Below are 21188 nucleotides of genomic sequence, written 5' to 3'. Positions count from 1 at the left end.
CATGGAAATCGATATGACCGCACTGCGGATGGTGGAAAACGAGAAGGGCGTCAGCCTCGAAACCCTCGTTGATGCCATCGAAGAAGCCCTGCTCAAGGCGTATCACAACCTGCCCGGAGCCATCTCCCAGGCCCGCATCGAAATCGACAAGAAGACCGGTCGCGTCACCGTCATGGCCATGGACGAGGACGAAGACGGCAACCCCATTGGCGAGTTCGACGACACCCCGAAGAACTTCGGCCGTATCGCCCAGTCGACCGCGCGATCCGTCATCATGCAGCGCCTGCGCGACGCCGACGACCAGCGCGTGTTCGGTGATTTCGCGGGACGCGAAGGACAGGTCATCACGGGCACCGTCCAGGCTCCGCGCCCCGGCCGGCCCACGATGGTCCAGGTCTCCGACGATTTCGAGGCTGTCCTGCCCGACGGCGAAAAGGTCCCCGGCGAGACCTACCGTCACGGAGATCGCATCCGCGCCTACGTCGTGGGCGTCGAGCGCACCGAGCGCGGACCGCGCATCACCCTGTCGCGCACCCACCCCAACCTCGTCGCCGGCCTCTTCCAGCGCGAGGTTCCCGAGATCCAGCAGGGCCTCGTCAAGATCAAGGCGATTGCCCGCGAGGCCGGACACCGCACGAAGATCGCGGTGGCCGCCACGCGCGAGGGCATCAACGCCAAGGGCGCGTGCATTGGCCCGATGGGCGCGCGCGTGCGCTCCGTCATGGCTGAGCTGGGCGGGGAGAAGATCGACATCGTTGACTACTCCGACGATCCGGCGCGCTTCGTCGCAAACTCGCTGTCGCCCGCCCGCGTTACCCGCGTTGTCGTCCACTCGGTGGATAATCGCACTGCGACGGCCATCGTCCCGGACTTCCAGCTCTCGCTGGCCATCGGTAAGGAAGGCCAGAACGCCCGACTTGCGGCGCGCCTGACGAACTACCACATCGATATTCACGCCGACACGGAAACCGGCGACGACGCGATCGTGTCGCGTGTCTCCACCCCCGACGACGTGACAAGTCGCTCATAGAATCTCAGACGAGCAATCCCCTAGCTGGACTAAGCTAGGGGATTGTGTCGTATTCTGTGCCGCCAGTGCCCACCTCCGGGCCCCGGCGCACCTGCATCGGATGCGGTGCACACGCACACAGAACCGCACTCGTGCGGATCGTGCGTTCGCCAGACGGCTCGATTCACCTCGATCCGACGGCGACTCTTCCAGGCCGAGGTGCCTGGGTCCACCCCGATGCGGGGTGCGTCCAGAAAGCTCGAGTCAGACGCGGCCTCGCGCGCGCATTCCGAACGGGAAACGTGTCGGAGGCTGTGTGGGACGACGTGGAGGAGTTGATCAACCACCAGTGATGGCCACGGGCCATCAACGCCGAGAAAATGGAAGCGGGTTGGAAGCTGATGGGCACCCGATGAGTACCCAGCGATGAGCTGCCAGCAATATCAGTAAGGCGTCTCCGGACCGGAGACGCTTCCGGAATGGAGAAATGTGGCAAAGTTGCGTGTCCACGAGCTCGCCAAAGAGCTCGGAATCACCAGCAAAGAACTGATGGGTCACCTGAAGGAAGCAGGTGAATTCGTCAAGTCGTCCTCGTCCTCGCTCGAACCGCCCGTCGTGCGGCAGATGCGCGAGAAGTTCGCGGCGACACCCAAGACCAAGAAGGCGGACGCGAAGCCCGCCGCCAAGGCTCCCAAGCCCAGTGCGGCCAAGCCCGCTGCGAAGAAGGCCGCGGCCCCCGCCGAAGCGACACCCAAGGCTGGCGCCCCCAAGGCCGCTGCCCCCAAGGCGGATGGCCCCAAGCCCGGCGCGCCGAAGCCCGCTGCGGCTCCCAAGAGCGCTCCCAAGCCTCGTGGTAAGAAGCCTGAAGGTGCGCCCAAGCCCGCCGGCCGCAAGCCCGCGGATTCCAGCGCCCCCAAGCCCGCACCGCGTCGTCACGACGCCCCGCGTCCGGCACGCCCCGGTGGCCCCCGCCCCGGCGGCCCGCGCCCGGGCAACAACCCTTACGCCTCTTCCCAGGGCATGCCCCGTCCGGGCGGCTCCGGTGGCCCGCGCCCCGGTGCCCCGCGTCCGGGAGCTTCGGGCAACGGCGGTCCGCGCCCCGGCGCCGCTCGTTCGGGTGCCTCCGGCAACGGCGGTCCGCGTCCGGGCGCTCCGCGTCCCGGTGCCCCGCGTCCCGGTGGTAACCGCCCGAACCCGGGCATGATGCCCGGCCAGGCGAACTTCGCTCGTAATGCTGCCTCCGGTAACGGCGGTGGAGAGCGCAGCGGTCGCGGCGGTGGTCGCGGCCGTGGCAATGGCCGTCCCGGAGGCGCAGGTGCAGGCACCGGCGGTCCTCAGAACAACGGCGGCGGCTTCGGTGGTCCCCGCGGCGGTGGCCGCGGCGGTCGCGGCTCCACGCCGGGCGCATTCGGTCGCGGAGGCGGCCGCTCGCAGCGCGGACGCAAGTCGAAGCGCGCGAAGCGTCAAGAGTACGAGCAGCAGAACGCGCCCGTTATCGGCGGCGTGTCGATCCCGCGCGGCAACGGCGCGCAGATCCGTATCCGCCAGGGCGCGTCCCTGGCCGACCTCGCCGAGAAGATTGACGTCAATCCCGCAGCACTCGTGACGGTCCTCTTCGCCCTGGGCGAGATGGCAACCGCCACGCAGTCCCTCGACCAGGACACCTTCGAGGCCCTGGGCGCGGAGCTCGGCTACGACGTCAAGGTCGTCTCCCCCGAGGATGAGGACCGCGAACTGCTCGAGTCCTTCGACATCGACCTCGAGGCCGAAGAACTGGACGACGCAGAGAACATGCAGCCCCGACCGCCGGTGGTCACCGTCATGGGTCACGTCGACCACGGTAAGACCAAGCTGCTCGACGCGATCCGTCACACCGACGTCGTCGACACCGAGCACGGCGGCATCACCCAGCACATCGGCGCCTACCAGGTCACGGTCAAGGCTGAGGACGGCACCGCCCGCCCGATCACCTTCATCGATACCCCCGGTCACGAGGCCTTCACGGCCATGCGTGCCCGTGGCGCACAGGTCACCGACATTGCGATCCTCGTGGTCGCTGCCGATGACGGCGTCATGCCCCAGACGGTTGAGGCCATCAACCACGCGCAGGCGGCCGGTGTTCCGATCGTCGTCGCAGTCAACAAGGTCGATAAGGAAAGCGCGAACCCGGAGAAGATCCGCTCCCAGCTCACCGAGTACGGCCTGGTCGCGGAGGAGTACGGCGGCGACGTCATGTTCGTCAACATCTCCGCCAAGCAGCGCACGGGCATCCGCGAGCTGCTTGAGGCCGTCCTGCTGACCGCCGACGCGGCGCTGACCCTCGAGGCCAACCCCCAGACCGACGCGCGCGGTGTCGCCATCGAAGCGAACCTGGACAAGGGCCGCGGTGCCGTCGCGACCATGCTGGTCCAGCGCGGCACCCTCCACGTGGGCGACTCTCTGGTGGTCGGCTCGTCCTACGGCCGCGTGCGCGCCATGTTCGACGACGCTGGTCACGACGTCTCCGAGGCCGGTCCGTCGACCCCCGTCGCGGTCCTCGGTCTCACGTCCGTCCCGCGTGCCGGTGACTCCTTCCTGGTTGCGCCCGACGACCGCACGGCTCGCCAGATCGCCGACAAGCGTGAGGCTGCCGAGCGTCAGGCTCTGCTGGCCAAGCGCCGCAAGCGCGTCTCCCTGGAGGACTTCGACAAGGTCCTGGCCGAGGGCGAGGTCGACACCCTCAACCTGGTCATCAAGGGCGACGTGTCCGGTGCCGTCGAGGCCCTGGAAGACTCGCTGCTGCGCATCGACGTGGGCGACGAGGTCGCGCTGCGTATCATCCACCGCGGTGTCGGTGCGATCACGCAGAACGACGTCAACCTGGCGACCGTCGACAACGCGGTCATCATCGGCTTCAACGTCCGTCCTGCGGAGCGTGTGGCCGAGATGGCGGATGCCGAGGGCGTCGAGATCAAGTACTACAACGTCATCTACTCTGCGATCGACGACATTGAGGCGGCCCTCAAGGGCATGCTCAAGCCGATCTACGAGGAGGTCCAGCTGGGCACCGCGGAGATCCGCCAGGTCTTCCGCTCCGGCAAGTTCGGCAACATCGCCGGTTCGATCGTCCGTTCCGGCACGATCAAGCGCGGCACCAAGGCTCGCCTGGTGCGCGACGGCGTCGTTGTCGCCGACAACCTCGAGATCGCGTCCCTGCGTCGTGAGAAGGACGATGTCACCGAGGTCCGCGAGGGCTACGAGTGCGGTATCACCCTGGGTTACAAGGACATCGCCGAAGGCGACGTCATTGAGACCTGGGAGATGCGCGAGAAGGCTCGTGACTGATTCCGTGGCGTGAAGTATCGGGGTCCGGGCATGCTCGGGCCCCGATCTTCGCACATGTAATGTTTCGATAAGGGCGTCAGTGCCCGAAAGGAGGGCGCGATGGCTGACGAGGCTCGCGTTCGTAAGGTGCAGGAACGAATCCTGCAGACTGTCGCGTCGATGATCGGACGCGACGTGAAGGATCCCCGCCTGGAGCTTGTGACAATCACGGACGTGCGCGTGACGGGCGACCTGCAGCATGCGTCCGTCTTCTACACGGTGCTTGGCGATGGCGAGCAGCGTGAGAAGGTTGCGCGCGCTTTCGCTTCCGCACAGGGACTGTTCCGCTCGCGAGTGGGCAAGGTCCTGGGGCTTCGTCTGACCCCGACCCTGGAGTTCATCCCCGATGCGCTGCCCGAGAGCGCTGCTGCGCTCGAAGATGCCCTGGCCAAGGCCAAGGAGAAGGACGAGGCCATCGCGGCCGCATCTGCTGGCGCAACCTACGCCGGCGACGCCGACCCCTACCGTCACGATGACGAAGAGGACGACGCCGAGAAGGATTGGGCCTGACCCCCATGGCTCGTCGCCCCGATAATCCGCGCCCCGGCCTCGTCGTTATCGACAAGCCGCAGGGGCTCACCAGCCACGACGTGGTCTCACGCGTGCGACGACTGGCCCACACCCGCAAGGTGGGGCACGGCGGCACGCTGGACCCGATGGCGACGGGAGTCCTCGTGATCGGCATCGGCAAGGCGACGAAGCTGCTCACCTGGGTGAGCGGTCATTCGAAGGAATATCGGGCGACGATCCGCTTCGGCGTCGCCACCAACACGGATGATGCCGAAGGATTTGCTACCGCTGCGGTGGGCTGTGCATCGCTGAGTGAGGAGCAGCTCGAGGCTGCTCTCGCGCCGTTGCGCGGCGACATCATGCAGGTCCCGTCCACCGTCTCGGCGATCAAGGTGAATGGAAAGCGTGCCTACGCACTCGCTCGCGCGGGCGAGGACGTCGAGCTGGCGGCTCGCCCGGTGCGCATTTCGCGCCTGGAGGTCCTCGCGCCGCCTCGCACCGTCGAGTGCGTGCTGGAGGAGGCTGACGCTGACAATGCACCCGACGGACAGGTTCTCTCCGGTCCCGTTCGCGTGGTCGATGTCGACGTCGTCGTCGAGTGCTCCTCGGGCACATATGTGCGCGCCCTTGCGCGTGACGCGGGTGAGGAGCTCGGCGTGGGCGCCCACCTGACCGCGCTGCGCCGCACACGAGTGGGAGACGTGACGGCGGAGTCGGCAATGACGCTCGATGAGCTGAGCGCCGCCGTCGAGGCAGCCACCCCGGAAGGAGAGCCGGAGGCGGAGCCGATTCTGCCCCTGATCCCCCTGGGGGAGGCGGCGCGCACCATGTTCCCCACTCTTCTCCTGACCGAGGCCGAGGCCGGAGCGTTCGCTCATGGTCAGGCCCCTCGGCGTTCGCGCGGTGAACTGGCGCAGTGGGCGACCGAGGTTGGCTATCGCCCGGACGGCTCGTCCGAGGAGGAAGCCTCGCCGATTGCCGCGCTCGCGCCGGACGGCACCGTCCTGGGTCTGCTTCGCATTGACGAGGCGCGCCTGCGTACCGTCCTGGTTTTCTAGAAAGAGACTCATGAACGTCTGGTATTCCCTCTCTGACATCCCCGGCAACGAGGCCAGTGTCGTGACCATCGGTAACTTCGACGGTATGCACAACGGACACAAGAAGGTCGTCTCCACGTGCATCGAGCGCGCCCACAAGCTCGGAGTCGACGCGGTGGCCATCACCTTCGACCCGCATCCCATTCAGGTGCACAAGCCCGAAGTGGGCCTCCAGCTCATTTCCCCACTGCGTGACCGCCTCGACGCGATGGCCGCGGCCGGCCTGGACGCGACGCTCGTCGCGCGCTATGACGCGAGTGTCTACAGCCTCGAACCCGAGGAATTCGTCTACGAGTACCTGGTGGAGCGCTGCGGTGCCCGCGAGGTCGTCGTCGGCGAAGACTTCCGCTTCGGACGCGGCAACGCGGGGACGATCGACACGCTGCGCGAGCTGGGAAGCCGCTACGGATTTGGCGTCATCACCGTCACCGACATCGAGGCCCCCGAAGGTCGGCGCTGGTCCTCCTCCTGGGTGCGTGAGCTCCTGGCGGCCGGGGACGTGTCCGGTGCTGCTCGCGTCCTCGGGCACCTGCACCGCATCCGTGGGACCGTCTGCCACGGTTTCAAGCGTGGCCGCACCCTCGGCTTCCCGACTGCGAACCTCTCCGAAGACGTCGAAGGCGTCATTCCAGCCGACGGCGTCTACGCCGGTTGGGTTGTTCGCGCCGTGCCGGGCACACAGTCCGCTGAGTTCTTGCCTGCCGCCATCTCTGTGGGCACCAATCCCCAGTTCAACGGTGAGGAACGCACCGTTGAAGCCCACGTCCTGGGACGCTCGGACCTGAACCTCTACGGTGAACGCATCGCCGTCACGTTTGTGTCGCGCATCCGCCCGATGATGTCCTTCGACTCCCTCGACGGGCTGCTGACCCAGATGGACGATGACCTGCGTCAGACCGCATCCATCCTCGGCATCGGTGTCGCTGGGCGCGTCGACCCGGACTCCGTGACCGCACGATAGGCCCCGCGCGGCAGACGAGCTGGGTGAATATCCACCCGGCGCGAGGCCCCGGAGCGGTGGATGGGGGAGGGAAGCCTCCTCGTTGAGGAGCGGAATCGTTAGCTTGGTCGCTCATTGTGGGGTTAAAGCGAGTGGCGTGCTACTGTAGAAAGGCCGTACACCGGCCGCGGACTGTCAGCACCCGGGAAAAGCCCGGATGCCCCGCGCAACGAATACAAAGGAGAAGCCTGTGCCGCTGAGCAAGGACGTCAAGGACCAGATCATCGCCGAGTACGCTACCCACGAGGGCGACACCGGTTCCCCCGAGGTGCAGATCGCGCTGCTGACCCGTCGCATCAAGGATCTGACCGAGCACTTCAAGACCCACACGCACGACCACCACTCCCGTCGTGGCCTGCTGCTGCTGGTCGGCCGTCGTCGCCGCCTGCTGGGTTACCTGGCTGACATCGACATCGAGCGTTACCGCTCGCTCATCGAGCGTCTCGGCCTGCGCCGCTGATTTTGGGCCGGCCCGCCTCCCGTAGCGGAGACGGGCCGGTTTTCACACGCCCGCCTCGGGCAAACCGTTATTTTTCGCGCACAAGCCGCCGGTTTTCGACAGTGGCCTACGGAGCGCCTATCCGTGGGCTTCGATCGAAGGCCGAAGTGGAGCGCGACACCAACAAACCCAAGGAGAAACGCCCCATGATGGAAGGCTCCGACATCATCGCCGCAGAGGCGATTATCGATAACGGCCGTTTCGGCAAGCGCGTCGTGCGCTTCGAAACCGGCCGTCTCGCCAAGCAGGCCGCAGGTTCCGCCCTGGCCTACCTGGACGATTCCACCACCGTTCTGTCCGCCACCACGGTGGGCAAGAACCCGAAGGACCAGTTCGACTTCTTCCCGCTGACCGTCGACGTTGAAGAGCGTCAGTACGCCGCGGGTCGCATCCCCGGTTCCTTCTTCCGCCGCGAAGGCCGCGCGGGCACCGAGGCCATCCTGGCCGCCCGCCTCATCGACCGCCCGCTGCGCCCCGGCTTCGTCAAGGGCCTGCGCAACGAGGTTCAGGTCGTCGAAACCGTCCTGACGATCGATCCGGACGACGCCTACGACGTTCTGGCGATCAACGCCGCGTCCATGTCCACCCAGATCGCCGGTCTGCCCTTCACGGGCCCGATCGGCGGCACCCGCCTGGCGCTCATCGACGACCAGTGGGTCGCGTTCCCGCGTTGGAGCGAGCTCGAGCGTTCCGTGTTCAACATCGTTGTCGCGGGCCGTATCGTCACCAAGGAAGACGGCTCCGAAGACGTCGCGATCATGATGGTCGAGGCCGGCGGCGGCAAGAATGAGTGGGAGCTCATTCAGGCCGGTGCCACCGCGCCCACCGAAGATGTCGTGGCCGACGGCCTTGAGGCCGCCAAGCCCTTCATCAAGGCGCTGTGCGAGGCTCAGATCAAGGTCGCAGAAAAGGCTTCCAAGGAGACCGCCGACTTCCCGCTGTTCCTGGACTACACCGACGAAGAGTACGCGGCGGTCGAGGAGTACGCGGCCGAGAAGATCGCTCAGGCCCTGCTGACCGAGGGCAAGCTCGCCCGCGATGAGGCCGTTGACGCCGTCAAGGAAGAGATGCTTGGCGCCCTGGCCGAGCGCTTCCCCGAGTCGGAGAAGGCCCTCAAGGCCGCGTTCCGTTCGCTCGAGAAGGCCACGATCCGTAACCGCACCCTGCGCGAAGAGATCCGCATGGACGGCCGTACGCCGCGCCAGATCCGTTCGCTGTCCGCAGAGGTTGAGGTTCTGCCCCGCGTGCACGGCTCCGCCCTCTTCCAGCGCGGTGAGACCCAGATCCTGGGCATCACCACCCTGGCGATGCTGCGCATGGAGCAGCAGATCGACAACCTGTCGCCCATTAACTCCAAGCGCTACATGCACCAGTACAACTTCCCCCCGTTCTCCACGGGTGAGGTCGGCCGCGTCGGCTCGCCGAAGCGCCGCGAGATCGGCCACGGCGACCTGGCCGAGCGCGCTCTGGTTCCCGTCCTGCCGTCGCGTGAGGACTTCCCCTACGCGATCCGTCAGGTCTCCGAGACCATGGGCTCCAACGGCTCCTCCTCGATGGGCTCCGTCTGCGCCTCGACCCTGTCTCTCCTCCAGGCCGGCGTGCCGCTGCGCGCCCCCGTCGCGGGCATCGCGATGGGCCTCATGACGGGCGAGGTCGACGGCCAGTTCAAGGCCGTCACCCTGACCGACATCCTGGGTGCCGAGGACGGCTTCGGCGACATGGACTTCAAGGTTGCCGGTACCCGCGACTTCATCACGGCCCTGCAGCTGGACACCAAGCTCGACGGTATCGACTCCCAGGTGCTGCGCGGCGCGCTGGCCCAGGCTCGCGATGCCCGCCTGGCGATCCTCGACCTCATCAACCAGGCGATTGACGGCCCCGACGAGATGAGCCCCAACGCCCCTCGTATCATCACCGTCAAGGTCCCCGTCGATAAGATCGGCGAGGTCATTGGCCCCAAGGGCAAGATGATCAACCAGATCCAGGACGAGACCGGCGCCGATGTCACCATCGAGGACGACGGCACCGTCTACATCGCCTCCTCCGACGGCGCCTCGGCCGAGGCTGCCCGCACGATGGTCAACCAGATCGCGAACCCGCAGATGCCTGAGGTTGGCGAGCGCTTCGTCGGCACGGTCGTCAAGACCACGTCGTTCGGCGCCTTCGTGTCGCTGACCCCCGGCAAGGACGGTCTCCTGCACATCTCGCAGGTGCGTCGCCTCGTGGGCGGCAAGCGCATCGACTCGGTGGACGACGTCCTGCAGGTCGGCCAGCAGGTCGAGGTCGAGATCGCTGAGATCGGCGACCGCGGCAAGCTGAGCCTGCACGCCGTCATCGACGGCGAGGCCGGCGAGCTCGAGGCCCCCGAGGGAGAGCAGGCCGAGCAGCGTCGTGAGCGTCGTGATCGCTCCGAGCGTCGCGAGCGTCGCCCCCGCACCCGCACCCGTCGTCGCCGTGACGACGAGCGTGAAGAGGGCGCTTCCGAGGAGTGAGTAGCTCCCGCTAGCTGAATCGGACCGGTGGCCGGGACGGAGTGTGTACTCCGCCCGGCCACCGGCCTTTTTGCGGCTAGACTGTGTACGTTTCGTGCCAAGCCCCGATCAGGGGATGCAAGAGGAGAAAAATGACCCCCAAGCCGCTGCCGCTCAACGAGGCGCGTCTGTCCATCGAGGACGGCGATACCCGCATTGATCGCACGATCCTGGGAGCGGGAACGCGCGTTCTCACCCAGATGATCCCGGCGACGAAGAGCGCGGGAGTCTCTCTGTGGGTGCCCGTGGGCTCTCGCGACGAGGGACCGCGCACGGCGGGATCGACGCACTTCCTTGAGCACCTGTTGTTCAAGGGGACGAACAAGCGTTCCGCCCTCGATATCGCTGTCGCTTTCGATAGCGTTGGCGGCGAGTCGAACGCCGAGACCGCCCGTGAGCACACCGCGTATTGGGCACGTGTGCGTGACGCGGACCTCGACATGGCGATCGAGACGCTGGCCGACATGGTCACTGACTCCCGCCTGGATGAGGATGACTTTTCGATGGAACGCGGCGTCATCCTGGACGAACTGGCGATGGGGGAGGATTCGCCGACCGATACGGTTCACGATGCCTTCCAGCTGGCTGTCCATGGTGACCGTCCGATCGGGCGCCCTGTGGGTGGTACGGCCCAGGCGATCCGCGAGGTTGAGCGTGCCGATGTGTGGGAGCACTACCAGGCTCACTACGGCCCCTCGTCCCTCATTGTGGCCGCCGCCGGTAACGTCGACCATGAATCGGTGTGCGAGCGCGTCCAGGCTGCGCTCGACGGATCGCCCTGGGATGGGCGCAGCGCGGCCTCGTCCCGGCCTCGTCGATCGACGGCCCCGAGCCCGATTGCGGACCACGACAAGGACATTACCCGCCGACGTGACGTCACCCAGGCGCACGTCATCATCGGGTGCGAGGGCCTGTCGGCGACGGACCCGGCGGGCCCGACCATGAGCGTCCTGCTGTCGGTCCTGGGTGGATCCATGTCGTCGCGCCTCTTCCAGGAGGTGCGTGAAAAGCGCGGCCTGGCCTACACGACCTACGCCTTCGACGTCGCCTACTCGGACACGGGAACCTTCGGCATGTACGCGGGCTGCAGCCCCGATAAGGTCGACGAGGTCGAGGCCATCATGCGCGCACAGCTGGAGGAGCTGGCAGCAGAGGGCCCGACCGAGGAGGAGATGACACGCGTGCGCGGACAGGTGCGCGGTGGCGTTGTCCTGGGGTTGGAAGACAACTGGTCGCGCATGATGCGCCTGGGCCGCTCGGAGATCATCGGACGCTACCGTCCTATCGATGAGTCCCTCGCGGAGTTCGACGCGGTCGAAGCCCGCGACGTGCGCGCGTTGGCTGCGTCCCTCGTCACCAAGCTGGATTGCCGGGCTCTCGTCCTACCTGCCAAGTAAGAAACGGGGGAGTGAGAAACCCCCTGTCCATCCGCGTGAGGCCTCGCCGCCGCGGGCATACCCTGAAAACACACATCACCATCAAAAGGAGAGCGCAATGATTCGCGTGGCAGTGACCGGAGCCAAGGGCCGAATGGGCTCGACTGTTGTCCAGGCGGTGACGGGCGCCCCGGATATGGAGGTTGTTGCACTCTTCGACGCGGGAGATGAGATCACGACCGAGAGCGTGAACGGCGCGCAGGTGGCCGTTGACTTCTCGATCCCGAGCGTCACCGAGTCCAACGTGCACGCCCTCCTCGACGCGGGCGTGGACGTCGTCGTGGGTACGACCGGCTGGACGGACGAGTCCTACGCGCGTGTGCGCGAACATGCCGAGGCGGCCGGGCGCGCCGTGTTGATCGCCCCGAACTTCGCGATGGGTGCGGTCCTGGCCATGAAATTCGCGGCGATGGCCGCTCCCTACTTCGAGTCCGCCGAGGTTATCGAGATGCATCACCCGGCCAAGGTGGACGCCCCCTCAGGCACCGCGGTGGCGACCGCGCGCGGCATCGCGAAGGCCCGCGCCGAGGCTGGCCTGGGCGAGATGCCCGACGCGACGCAGACCGACGAGCTCGGCAGTCGTGGCGGCCGCGTTGACGGCGTTCCTGTCCATGCTGTGCGCCTGCGCGGCCTGACCGCCTCGGAGGAGATCCTGCTGGGTAATGCGGGCGAACAGCTGGTGATTCGTACGGACTCCTTCGACCGCGTGTCCTTCATGCCCGGCGTCCTCCTGGGCGTGCGCCGCGTCATCGGTCGCACAGGCCTGACGATCGGGCTCGATCAGGTGATGGGCCTGTGAGTTCGACCGTCGGTCCCGACCGCTCCGTGCGCCCCGCTCAGGGCGGCGACGCGCGCGCGATTGCTCGCCTGCAGGTCGAGGCCTGGCGCTCCCTCATGGGGGAGAGCGCGTTGGGCGCACAGGACATCACGGTTGAGACGCTCGCCGCCCAATGGGAGGCGACGCTGGGTGCGCCGCGGCCCGCGGGTACTGCCCTCCTCGTCGCCCTCCACGGCAATACCGTTGTCGGTTTCGTACTCGCGGGCCCCGACGAGGCCGGGGCCACCTCGGTTGACTGCGCTGAGCCGGGCGACGGCGCGGTGGCCGCGACGCAGGTGTACGAGCTGACGGTGGAGAAGAACTTCCGGCGCTCGGGTCATGCGTCGCGCCTGCTGGCGGCTGTTGCTGACTTGACGAGTGGCCAGCTGCGCGCCTGGGTGGGCGTTGACGATGAGGAGCGTCAGCGTTTTTACACGTCGGCGGGTTTTGCGCCCTCCGGTGCGGTGCGCGTGCTGGGTGATGGGCTGACGCAACACATGTGGTGGGCGGATCGCGACTAAGGGCCTACGGCGCGATCGATTCCGCGCGGGCGAGCTGCTGTGCTGTCTGTCCATGTCGGAGTCGGTTGTGTCCATCGGTGGGCAGGCCTGCGTATCATGGAGAGCATGAGTAACATTCCTCCTCGCCGCTTCGGTTCCCTCGCGGCCGCCATGATCACCCCGATGACCCCCGCTGGAGACATCGATCTGCCGTCCGCGCAGCGCTTGGCGATCAAGCTGGTGGACGAGGGATGTGACACGATCCTGCTGTCGGGTACGACGGGCGAGTCGCCGACGACGCACCAGCCGGAGAAGAATGACCTGACGGACGCTGTGCGTGAGGCCGTGGGTGATCGGGCGTTCATCCTGTGCGGCGCGTGCTCGAATGATACGGCACACGCGGTGCGTATCGGCGAGGGCGCTCAGGAGCATGGGGCGGACGGTCTGCTGATTGTGTCCCCGTACTACAACCGTCCCTCCCAGGAGGGGCTGCGTGCGCACGTGCGTGCCGTGACGGATGCGACCGACCTGCCCGTCATGCTCTACGACATTCCGGGTCGTACGGGCATCGCGTTCTCTGACGCGACCCTTGACATCCTCGCTCAACACCCCCGGATCCTGGGCGTGAAGGATGCGACGGGCGACGTGGAGACCGGTGTGGAGCGCATGCACCGTACGGGCTTGGAGTACTACTCGGGCGACGACGGCCTGAACTTCGCGTGGATGACGGGTGGGGCCTCGGGCTTCATCTCGGTGGTGACGCACGTGGCCTCTGCCCATTACCGCCGTATGATCGAGCTGCTTGACTCCGACCAGGTGTGGGAGGCCCGCGAGCTGTCGTACTCGCTGCGGCCCCTCGTGCACGCCATCATGGGCGGTGGGCAGGGAGCGGTCATGGCGAAGTATGCGCTGTGGCTTCAGGGTGTCATCGATAGCCCGGCTGTGCGCCTGCCGATGGTCGGAATCAGCGATGACGAGGTGTCGGGGCTGCGCCGCGCCCTGTGCGCCGCTGGCCTGCTCTGAACCGTGCGCCCCCGTCGACTATTCGGCGGGGGTGACGTGTCTCTTCTTGGTATATCAAGGACGGGATAACGATCGTTGACGATGCCTGAAATGAAGGTTTAATATACCTTAGTAAAGTTCGCCAACACTGAGTATGTCTGTAAGGAATGGATGCCGTGGCAAAGAAGGACGTTATCATCCCCCTGGTTCCTGCCGCCCTCAGTGCGCTGCTGCTCGCCGGAGGGGTGACCGTCTTTTCTGCCTGTGAGCCAAAGCCCGACGGCACGTGGATGCACTGCCATCAGTGCCAGAACATGGTGGCCGGCAGCGCCGTTGGACTCATCGCGCTCTACGGCACCTCAGCCCTCGTCAAGAACAAGCCCGTACGCCTGGCCCTGCTCGCGCTGGCGGTGATTGCCAGCGTCGTCGTTTTCTTTATTCCCGGCGGCATCTGCCCGCTGTGCATGATGAAGACGATGCGCTGCCACACGGTTTTCCAGCCTTTTGTGCGCATCATGAGCGTCCTCGTCGCCGGCAGTGGCATCGGGGCGCTGGTCGCTTCCTTCAAGAAGGACAAGAAGATCTCCGCCTGACGGATGCGCCCAGATGGGAGACAATGGCGGCGTGAGGGCCCTCTTTCGTTCGAAAACCGTGCGTGTCGGCGCGGTTCTCCTCGTGCTCTCTCTTGCTCTCGCGCTGACGGTGGTCGTGCGCAACGCGATGCGCTATCGCGAGGCTGTCGCCCTGGACGAGGCCGGGGATGCCCAGGGCGCGTACGAGATCTTTCACTCATTGGGACGCTACAGTGACGCCGCGCAGCGCGCGCAGTCCCTCGTCGAGGCCGATCCGGCGCTGCCGTACCGCCGCGTGTCCAAGGGCGACACGATCGAGTTTGGCTCCTACGAGCAGGATGGCGACACGTCCAATGGGGCCGAGCCGATTCGGTGGATCGTTCTCGATGAGATCGATGGCCAGCTCCTGCTGCTAAGCGCGGATGTCCTCGAGGCCCGCCAGTATCACCACGTGCCGTTCGAGGAAATCACGTGGGAAAAGTCCGACCTGCGCGCCTGGATGAACGGCGAGTTCTACGAGGCAGCGTTTACCCCCGTTCAGCGTGGCCTCATCGAGACGGTGCATAACGAGAACGCGGATCAGTCCATCACCGGTGCGAGTGGTGGTGCCGCTACCGATGACCGCGTCTTTGCGCTGAGCGAGACCGAGAGCGTTATCTACCTGAATACCGCGGCCGCGCGTAGCGACATCGGCGCCGCTCTCGCCACCGAGCACGCTGCCGAAAGCCCCTTGAGCGTGTCCGAGGACGGGACCACCGACTGGTGGCTGCGCTCTCCCGGAACCTACGGGTTCGCCACGCAATTCGTCGATGCCTCGGGCACGCCGTCGCTCAGCGGGGCAAACGTCGATCTGCAGTACGGGGTTCGCCCCGCCCTCTGGATCGATGTTGCGGGGACCGGCGAGGAGACCCGATGAAGGGTGCCCTGTCCCTGCGCCGCGTTCCCCTTGCGAACGTTCGGGCGCATCCGCTCCGGTCCGTCGTCATCCTCTTTCTCGCGCTCGCGCAGGCGGCGTGCGTCTTTGGAGGGTCCATTCTTGTCACTGCCGCGAGGAATGAATTATCCCTGGCCGAGCGACGCCTCGGCGCTGACCTCGTCGTCTACCCGACGAGCTGCCTGAATCAGGTGGACAAGAAGCGACTGCTCATGCTCGGAACCCCGGTGGGCTGCCACCAGCCGCGCTCCGCTCTGGCACGCATGTCCTCGAACGAGGACATCGCTTCGGTATCTCACCAGCTGTACGTCTCAGAGACGCTGGAGGACGGATCCACGCGGTGGATCGTCGGCTTCGAGCCGGAGACGGACTTCGTGCTGGGTCCCTGGATGCGCGAGGGGGAGCGGGCGTCCCTGCCCCGCGGGAGCGTCGCGGTCGGTAGTGCTGTCCCCGGGGCGGACGGGCAGACCCTGTCAGTCTTTGGCGAGGAGCACCCGATTAACGCGCATCTGCTCGCCACTGGCTCGGAGCTGGATAACGCCGTCTTCGTCAGCATGGACACGCTCTCCGACATCGTCGCCGATGCCCGTGCGGCGGGGAAGGACATTGATGCCACCGTTGACCCGCACGCCGACTACTCGGCAGCGCTCGTACGTACGTCTGACAGTGACACTATTGAGAGCGTGACGAACTGGATCAACCTGTACGTGCGCAAGGTGACCGCGGTGCGCAGCAACGAGGCCCTCGTCGATACTGCCTCGGGCATTCGATCGCACCGTGGGCTCGCGATCGGTGTACTCAGCGCCATCTGGCTGGTGCTGCTGGGCGCTCTCGTCGTCGTACAGGTGAGTCTCATGAACGAACGACGCGCCGAACTCACCGTCTGGCGTTCGATCGGGGCATCGCATGGCATCATCAACCGCGTCATGCTGGGTGAATCCGCGTTACTCCACGCGGTGGGTGCACTCGCGGGCGTGGCGCTGATAGCCCTTGCCCTACCTGTTGTGGGTGATGGAAGCCTCCTCGAGGTCCTCACCGCCCCCGGGAGGTCACTGCCCCTCGCTGGTGTATCGATAGCCGCAGTCACCTGTGTGGGGATCGTGGGAACGCGCCTCGCCCTCGCTCGGGTCAGCCGCGTGGTCAGCGGACAGAAAACGGTCCTGCTCTAAGGACAACGATCAAGGAGGAATGACGTCATGCTGTCGCGCTCACGACTTCCGTGGATGAACCTGCGCGGGTACCCCGTCCGGACGGGGACCCTCGTCCTCTTTTCCATGCTCATGACGATGACGATTTTCGGAGGGACCCTTATCGTCCAGGGGATCGAACACGGCCTGCGCACGGTCCAGTCGCGCCTGGGAGCCGACATCATGGTCACCCCCGCCGAGGCCGATACCGATTTTGACGCACAGACGTTCCTTGTGAGCGCCGAGCCCTCATACTTCTACATGGATGCGGCGACTCGTGATGAGGTCGCCGCCGTCGACGGGGTAGAGGCCGCATCCTCCCAGCTCTTCCTGGCCTCGGCGAGGGCGAGCTGCTGCTCGGGCCGCTACCAGGTGATCGCCTACGATCCGGCCACCGACTTCACGATCCAGCCGTGGATGAGGGATGCGGTGGGGCGCACGCAACTGGGAGACGACGAGGTGATCGTCGGAGCCAACGTGCTTGCCAACGACCCGAACAACTTCCAGCTTTTCGACAACACGCTGCGGGTCGTCGGCCAGTTTGATGCGACCGGATCGACCCTCGATAATGCCGTCTATATGAACTTTGAGACCGCGAAGAAGGTCATCGATTCCTCGCTGCGCAAGGGCCTCAACAAGTACTCGACGCTTGAGACGGACCGCATTATCTCCTCGGTCATGGTCAAGGTAAAGCCCGGGTATGACGCCGAGGCCGTGGCGGCGCAGATCCAGCAGCAGGTGCCAGGGGTGGCGGTTGCCACCTCGACGAGGATGGTCAGCGGTATCGCGCAATCGCTGGACTCGACGTCGCGCACGGTCACCGTCCTCATTGGCGTCGCGTGGGGTGTCGGCCTGCTCATGATCACCCTGTTGTTCGTCCTGATGATCGCCGAACGCAGGCGGGAATTTGCCACCCTCATCGCCGCCGGAGCACACCGGCGCATGATCTCCGGCATCATCATCCGCGAGGCGCTCGGCGTCAACATCCTCGGAGGCATCGGTGGCATCATCATCTCGGGTGTCCTCCTCGTGTCTTTCTCCGGCCTCGTCGATCAGAGCCTGGGAGGCGGATTCCTCGTCCCATCCGTGCAGGTGCTGGCGGCGTTGGCGCTGGGGGCGCTCGCGTCGGTGGGCATCGTCGCCCTCGTCTCCTCGTGGATAGCGCTGCGGTACGTGACAACAATGGATGCCAGTGTGGCCCTGAAGGAAGGGGAGTGACATGATCATCGAGGCAACGGGTGTGTCGAAGGAGTTCGCCAGGGCACGCGGAGGAAAGCGGGTCTTCACCGCGGTCCACCCGCTGGATATCGGCCTGGATGAGGGTCAGCTGACCGTCATCTCCGGCCACTCGGGCAGCGGTAAGAGCACCCTGCTGACCATGCTCGCCGGGATCCTCACGCCCACGGCCGGACACGTGCGTGTCGAGGGGACGGATCTGTACTCGCTGCGCGACGAGGAGCGCTCCTGCCTGCGCAACGCGCGCATCGGCCTCGTCCCCCAAGGGAATACGGCGCTGCGCGCCCTGACGGTCCTCGATAACGTCCTGCTGCCCTCAGTCCTCTACAGCCGGGACGAGGCGCCCGCGGCGCGTGGACGCGAGCTGCTGACTACCGTAGGCTTGGCCGACCTGGCCGAAGCCAAACCCACCGAGCTGTCGGGCGGGGAACTGCGGCGCATGGCGATTGCGCGCGCCCTCCTCATGGAACCCTCCATCGTTTTGGCGGACGAGCCCACAGCTGGCCTCGATAGCGCGAACGCGACCGCAGTCCTGACGCTCCTGCGCGACGCAGCGAACGCCGGCGCCGCCGTCCTCGTCGTCTCCCACGAGACCGAGGCCCGCCACTTCGCCGACCGCAGCTACACCATGGAAGACGGGCACCTGCGCGACCAGTGACCCACGAACACCCCCGATGACGCCAAATGTGAGGGGACCGACCTATCCAACGTGGCCCCCGATGCGGGCAAAGAGGCACCAACGTGGCAGACTGGCATCATGAAGTCTTTGTACGACAACCTCAGCGAACCCGCGCCCCTGGAAGAGGGCGCACTGCGAGTGATCCCGCTGGGAGGTCTCGGCGAGGTCGGCCGCAACATGAACGTCCTCGAGTACCGGGGCAAGCTCCTGGTCGTGGACTGTGGCGTTCTATTCCCCGAGGAAACACAGCCCGGCGTTGACCTCATCCTGCCGGATTTCTCCTGGATCGAGGATCGCATGGACGACGTCGTCGGCCTCGTCCTCACCCACGGGCACGAGGACCACATCGGTGCCGTGCCCTACCTGCTCAAGCTGCGAGGCGACATTCCGATCTACGGATCCGATCTGACCCTGGCCTTCGTCGCCCCCAAGCTGCGTGAACACCGCCTGTCCGACCCGGGCCTCAACGTCGTCGCCGAGGGCGATCGCCTCACCGTCGGCCCCTTCGACCTCGAATTCGTGTCCGTCACCCACTCGATCCCCGACGCGCTCGCGGTCTTCGTGCGCACGGATGCGGGCAACGTCCTCATCACGGGTGACTTTAAGATGGATCAGCTGCCGCTGGACCGTCGCCTCACCGACCTGCGTGCCTTCGCTCGCATGGGCGAGGAAGGCGTCGACCTGTTCATGGTGGACTCGACGAACGCGCTGGTCCCCGGCTTCATCACGCCCGAGCGCGAGATCGGCCCCGTCCTCGACCAGGTTTTTGGTGAGGCGACCGGCCAGATCATCGTCGCTTCCTTCGCCTCGCACGTGCATCGTGTCCAGCAGGTCATCAACGCGGCGGCCCACCACGGGCGTCGCGTGGCCTTCGTGGGCCGCTCGATGGAGCGCAACATGCGCATTGCTGAGGAGAAGGGCTACCTGTCGATCCCCGAGGGCCTCATCGTGGATCTCAAGGGCATTAGCGAGCTGCCGCCTTCCGAGCGCGTCTACATGGCGACCGGTTCGCAGGGCGAGCCGATGGCGGCGTTGTCGCGCATGTCGGTGGGGTCCCACCGCACGGTGACGATCGAGCCCGGCGATATGGTCGTGCTGGCTTCCTCGCTGATCCCCGGTAACGAGAACTCCGTGTACCGCGTCATCAACGACCTGACCCGTCTGGGTGCGCGTGTTGTGTCCAAGGAGAATGCGAAGGTGCACGTGTCGGGCCACGCGAGCGCCGGCGAGCTCATCTACTGCTACAACATCGTTCAGCCCAAGAACGTGATGCCCATTCACGGCGAGGTCCGCCACCTGGTGGGTAACGGCCAGCTGGCCGTCAAGACCGGAATGGACCCGCAGAACGTTGTCCTGGCGGAGGACGGCGTGACGGTCGACCTCAAGGACGGTGTCGCGCGCGTGTCGGGCGTCGTGCCGTGCGAGTACGTGTATGTGGACGGCCGTTCGATCGGAGAGATCTCCGAGGACGAACTGGAGACCCGCCGTACGCTGGGCTCAGAGGGCTTCATCTCGATTTTCGCGGTCGTCGAGCACGACTCCGGCATGGTCTTGGCCGGTCCTGAGATCCGTGCGATCGGCATGGCCGAGGACGACTCGGTCTTCGAAGAGATCCTCCCCGACGTTACCCAGGCGCTCACGGATGCTGCGGCACCCGGCGGTCAGGACCCCTATGTCCTGCAGCAGGCCATGCGCCGCGTGATCGGTCGCTGGGTTGCGCGGCGCCTGCATCGTCGTCCTATGATCGTTCCGGTCGTGACCGAGCAGTAGGCTGACGTTCTTCATCGACGAGGCCGTGGCGTGCTGGGCGGTAGCGCGCTTGAAGGAAGGAAAATTCGTGTCGGGTCGTTTCATTTCGACGCATTCTGTCGCGCTTGTGTTGCCGATGCACATCGCATACATGCCGGAGCGAGGGGGATCCGTCCACGCGGATGCGGCCAGCTCGCGTCCGGGCGGTGGGTTCACGACCCTGTGCGCTGCTGCTGAGATGGGAGTGCCGACGGCTGCGGCCTCACCTCTGGGGACGGGCCCGAACTCCTTCGCGGTGCGTCAGCAGCTGGTCGAAGCGGGTGTCGAGGTGCTGACTCCCGAGCTCGTGGGTGACATTGGCGTTGTCATCCAGCTGATCGTCGAGGACGGGTCGATGCGTTCCGTCGTGACGGCGGGCGTCGAGTCGGAGCCGTCGCGCGCTGCGTTGGCGAGCATCGAATTGCGCGACGGGGATGTGGTCCACGTGGCCGCCTCGGATATGACGAGCGCGCATGCCGCCTCGGAGCTGAGCGAGTGGGCAGCCGCCCTGCCGCCTGACGTCACCCTCGTTGTGTCCGTGTCGCCCGCGGTCGCCCAGGTCCCCGTCGAGGCGTGGGAGACGATCTTCGCGCGTGCGGACGTGGTGACGATGAACAGCTGGGAGGCCTCGACGCTGGCGGGTATTCTCGATGCCAATCGTCCCGGTGCCACGATCCGCACCTACATGCGTCCCGACGCGGCGACTGTCCGTCGGGTTGGGGAGAGAGGCTGCGAGCTGCAGAAATTCGCCGATGCTCCGGTCATTTCCATCCCCGCTTTCCAGACGCCCATCGCGGACACCGCGGGCGTGGGCGACACGCACATCGCCGAGATGTGCGCCGGCCTGGTGATGGGCTACGACTTGGAGACCGCGTGCCTCATGGCGAACGCGGGCGCTGCGCTGGCAGTTTCCCACGAGTCTGCCCTGCCCGTTCCGACGCGCGATCAGGTTGAGAACGTGCTCGAAACGGGAGTCGTTACGAACATCCTGCGCTGATCTTGCGCGGCGCGCCTGGCTCAGTCGGGCC

The 21188-nt window shown here is 66.2% G+C and carries 19 protein-coding genes; all 19 read left to right on the top strand.

Going from position 1 to position 21188, the window contains the following annotated elements:
* Position 1: 1 nt before the first annotated feature.
* The 19 genes from nusA to O3656_RS02450 all read left to right on the top strand — a co-directional run bounded on the left by nusA (position 2) and on the right by O3656_RS02450 (position 21157).
* On the top strand, positions 2 to 1030 hold the full coding sequence (gene nusA / locus O3656_RS02540; RefSeq protein WP_500062482.1) for a transcription termination factor NusA: 1029 nt from the start codon (positions 2 to 4) through the stop codon (positions 1028 to 1030).
* A gap of 44 nt (positions 1031 to 1074) precedes the next feature.
* On the top strand, positions 1075 to 1362 hold the full coding sequence (locus O3656_RS02535; protein ID WP_500062481.1) for a YlxR family protein: 288 nt from the start codon (positions 1075 to 1077) through the stop codon (positions 1360 to 1362).
* A 136-nt stretch (positions 1363 to 1498) separates the two neighbouring features.
* The gene (infB, locus tag O3656_RS02530; RefSeq protein WP_500062480.1) at positions 1499 to 4333 is read left to right on the top strand and encodes a translation initiation factor IF-2; all 2835 of its coding nucleotides are present in this window, start codon (positions 1499 to 1501) and stop codon (positions 4331 to 4333) included.
* Between the two features lie 99 nt (positions 4334 to 4432).
* On the top strand, positions 4433 to 4882 hold the full coding sequence (rbfA, locus tag O3656_RS02525; RefSeq protein WP_500062479.1) for a 30S ribosome-binding factor RbfA: 450 nt from the start codon (positions 4433 to 4435) through the stop codon (positions 4880 to 4882).
* 5 nt (positions 4883 to 4887) lie between these two features.
* Complete coding sequence (gene truB, locus O3656_RS02520; RefSeq protein ID WP_500062478.1) at positions 4888 to 5940, top strand: tRNA pseudouridine(55) synthase TruB; 1053 nt, start codon at positions 4888 to 4890, stop codon at positions 5938 to 5940.
* 10 nt (positions 5941 to 5950) lie between these two features.
* The gene (locus O3656_RS02515; protein WP_500062477.1) at positions 5951 to 6940 is read left to right on the top strand and encodes a bifunctional riboflavin kinase/FAD synthetase; all 990 of its coding nucleotides are present in this window, start codon (positions 5951 to 5953) and stop codon (positions 6938 to 6940) included.
* A gap of 196 nt (positions 6941 to 7136) precedes the next feature.
* Complete coding sequence (gene rpsO / locus O3656_RS02510) at positions 7137 to 7439, top strand: 30S ribosomal protein S15 (protein ID WP_003792740.1); 303 nt, start codon at positions 7137 to 7139, stop codon at positions 7437 to 7439.
* Positions 7440 to 7624: 185 nt separating this feature from the next.
* Positions 7625 to 9970 (top strand): polyribonucleotide nucleotidyltransferase, encoded by a 2346-nt coding sequence (locus tag O3656_RS02505; protein ID WP_500062476.1) that lies wholly within the window; start codon positions 7625 to 7627, stop codon positions 9968 to 9970.
* A 131-nt stretch (positions 9971 to 10101) separates the two neighbouring features.
* Positions 10102 to 11406, top strand: a complete 1305-nt coding sequence (locus O3656_RS02500; protein ID WP_500062475.1) for a M16 family metallopeptidase — start codon at positions 10102 to 10104, stop codon at positions 11404 to 11406.
* A gap of 97 nt (positions 11407 to 11503) precedes the next feature.
* Positions 11504 to 12244, top strand: a complete 741-nt coding sequence (dapB, locus tag O3656_RS02495) for a 4-hydroxy-tetrahydrodipicolinate reductase (protein WP_500062474.1) — start codon at positions 11504 to 11506, stop codon at positions 12242 to 12244.
* Positions 12241 to 12783, top strand: coding sequence for a GNAT family N-acetyltransferase (locus tag O3656_RS02490; RefSeq protein WP_500062473.1), 543 nt, complete (start codon positions 12241 to 12243; stop codon positions 12781 to 12783). Before dapB ends, O3656_RS02490 begins: the two co-directional genes overlap by 4 nt.
* Positions 12784 to 12888: 105 nt before the next feature.
* Complete coding sequence (gene dapA, locus O3656_RS02485) at positions 12889 to 13785, top strand: 4-hydroxy-tetrahydrodipicolinate synthase (protein ID WP_500062472.1); 897 nt, start codon at positions 12889 to 12891, stop codon at positions 13783 to 13785.
* Between the two features lie 146 nt (positions 13786 to 13931).
* Positions 13932 to 14357 (top strand): DUF4418 family protein, encoded by a 426-nt coding sequence (locus O3656_RS02480; RefSeq protein WP_500062471.1) that lies wholly within the window; start codon positions 13932 to 13934, stop codon positions 14355 to 14357.
* 13 nt (positions 14358 to 14370) lie between these two features.
* The gene (locus O3656_RS02475) at positions 14371 to 15252 is read left to right on the top strand and encodes a DUF6273 domain-containing protein (RefSeq protein WP_500062470.1); all 882 of its coding nucleotides are present in this window, start codon (positions 14371 to 14373) and stop codon (positions 15250 to 15252) included.
* Positions 15249 to 16439 carry an ABC transporter permease family protein gene (locus O3656_RS02470; RefSeq protein WP_500062469.1) on the top strand — a complete coding sequence of 397 codons (1191 nt, stop codon included), beginning with the start codon at positions 15249 to 15251 and terminating at the stop codon, positions 16437 to 16439. Before O3656_RS02475 ends, O3656_RS02470 begins: the two co-directional genes overlap by 4 nt.
* A 27-nt stretch (positions 16440 to 16466) precedes the next feature.
* Positions 16467 to 17675 (top strand): ABC transporter permease, encoded by a 1209-nt coding sequence (locus O3656_RS02465; RefSeq protein WP_500062468.1) that lies wholly within the window; start codon positions 16467 to 16469, stop codon positions 17673 to 17675.
* A 1-nt stretch (position 17676) separates the two neighbouring features.
* Complete coding sequence (locus tag O3656_RS02460) at positions 17677 to 18351, top strand: ABC transporter ATP-binding protein (protein ID WP_500062467.1); 675 nt, start codon at positions 17677 to 17679, stop codon at positions 18349 to 18351.
* Between the two features lie 99 nt (positions 18352 to 18450).
* Positions 18451 to 20142, top strand: a complete 1692-nt coding sequence (locus tag O3656_RS02455) for a ribonuclease J (RefSeq protein ID WP_500062466.1) — start codon at positions 18451 to 18453, stop codon at positions 20140 to 20142.
* A gap of 115 nt (positions 20143 to 20257) precedes the next feature.
* Positions 20258 to 21157: a PfkB family carbohydrate kinase gene (locus O3656_RS02450; protein ID WP_500062497.1), complete on the top strand. Its 900-nt coding sequence runs from the start codon at positions 20258 to 20260 to the stop codon at positions 21155 to 21157.
* The last annotated feature ends 31 nt before the right edge of the window (positions 21158 to 21188 follow it).

Origin of the sequence: Pauljensenia sp. 27098_8_83, from assembly GCF_041432695.1 — a bacterium.
GTDB lineage: Bacteria > Actinomycetota > Actinomycetes > Actinomycetales > Actinomycetaceae > Pauljensenia.
The sequence above is the reverse complement of the archived record's forward strand: the minus strand, read 5'-3'. Positions and strand labels throughout refer to the sequence as shown.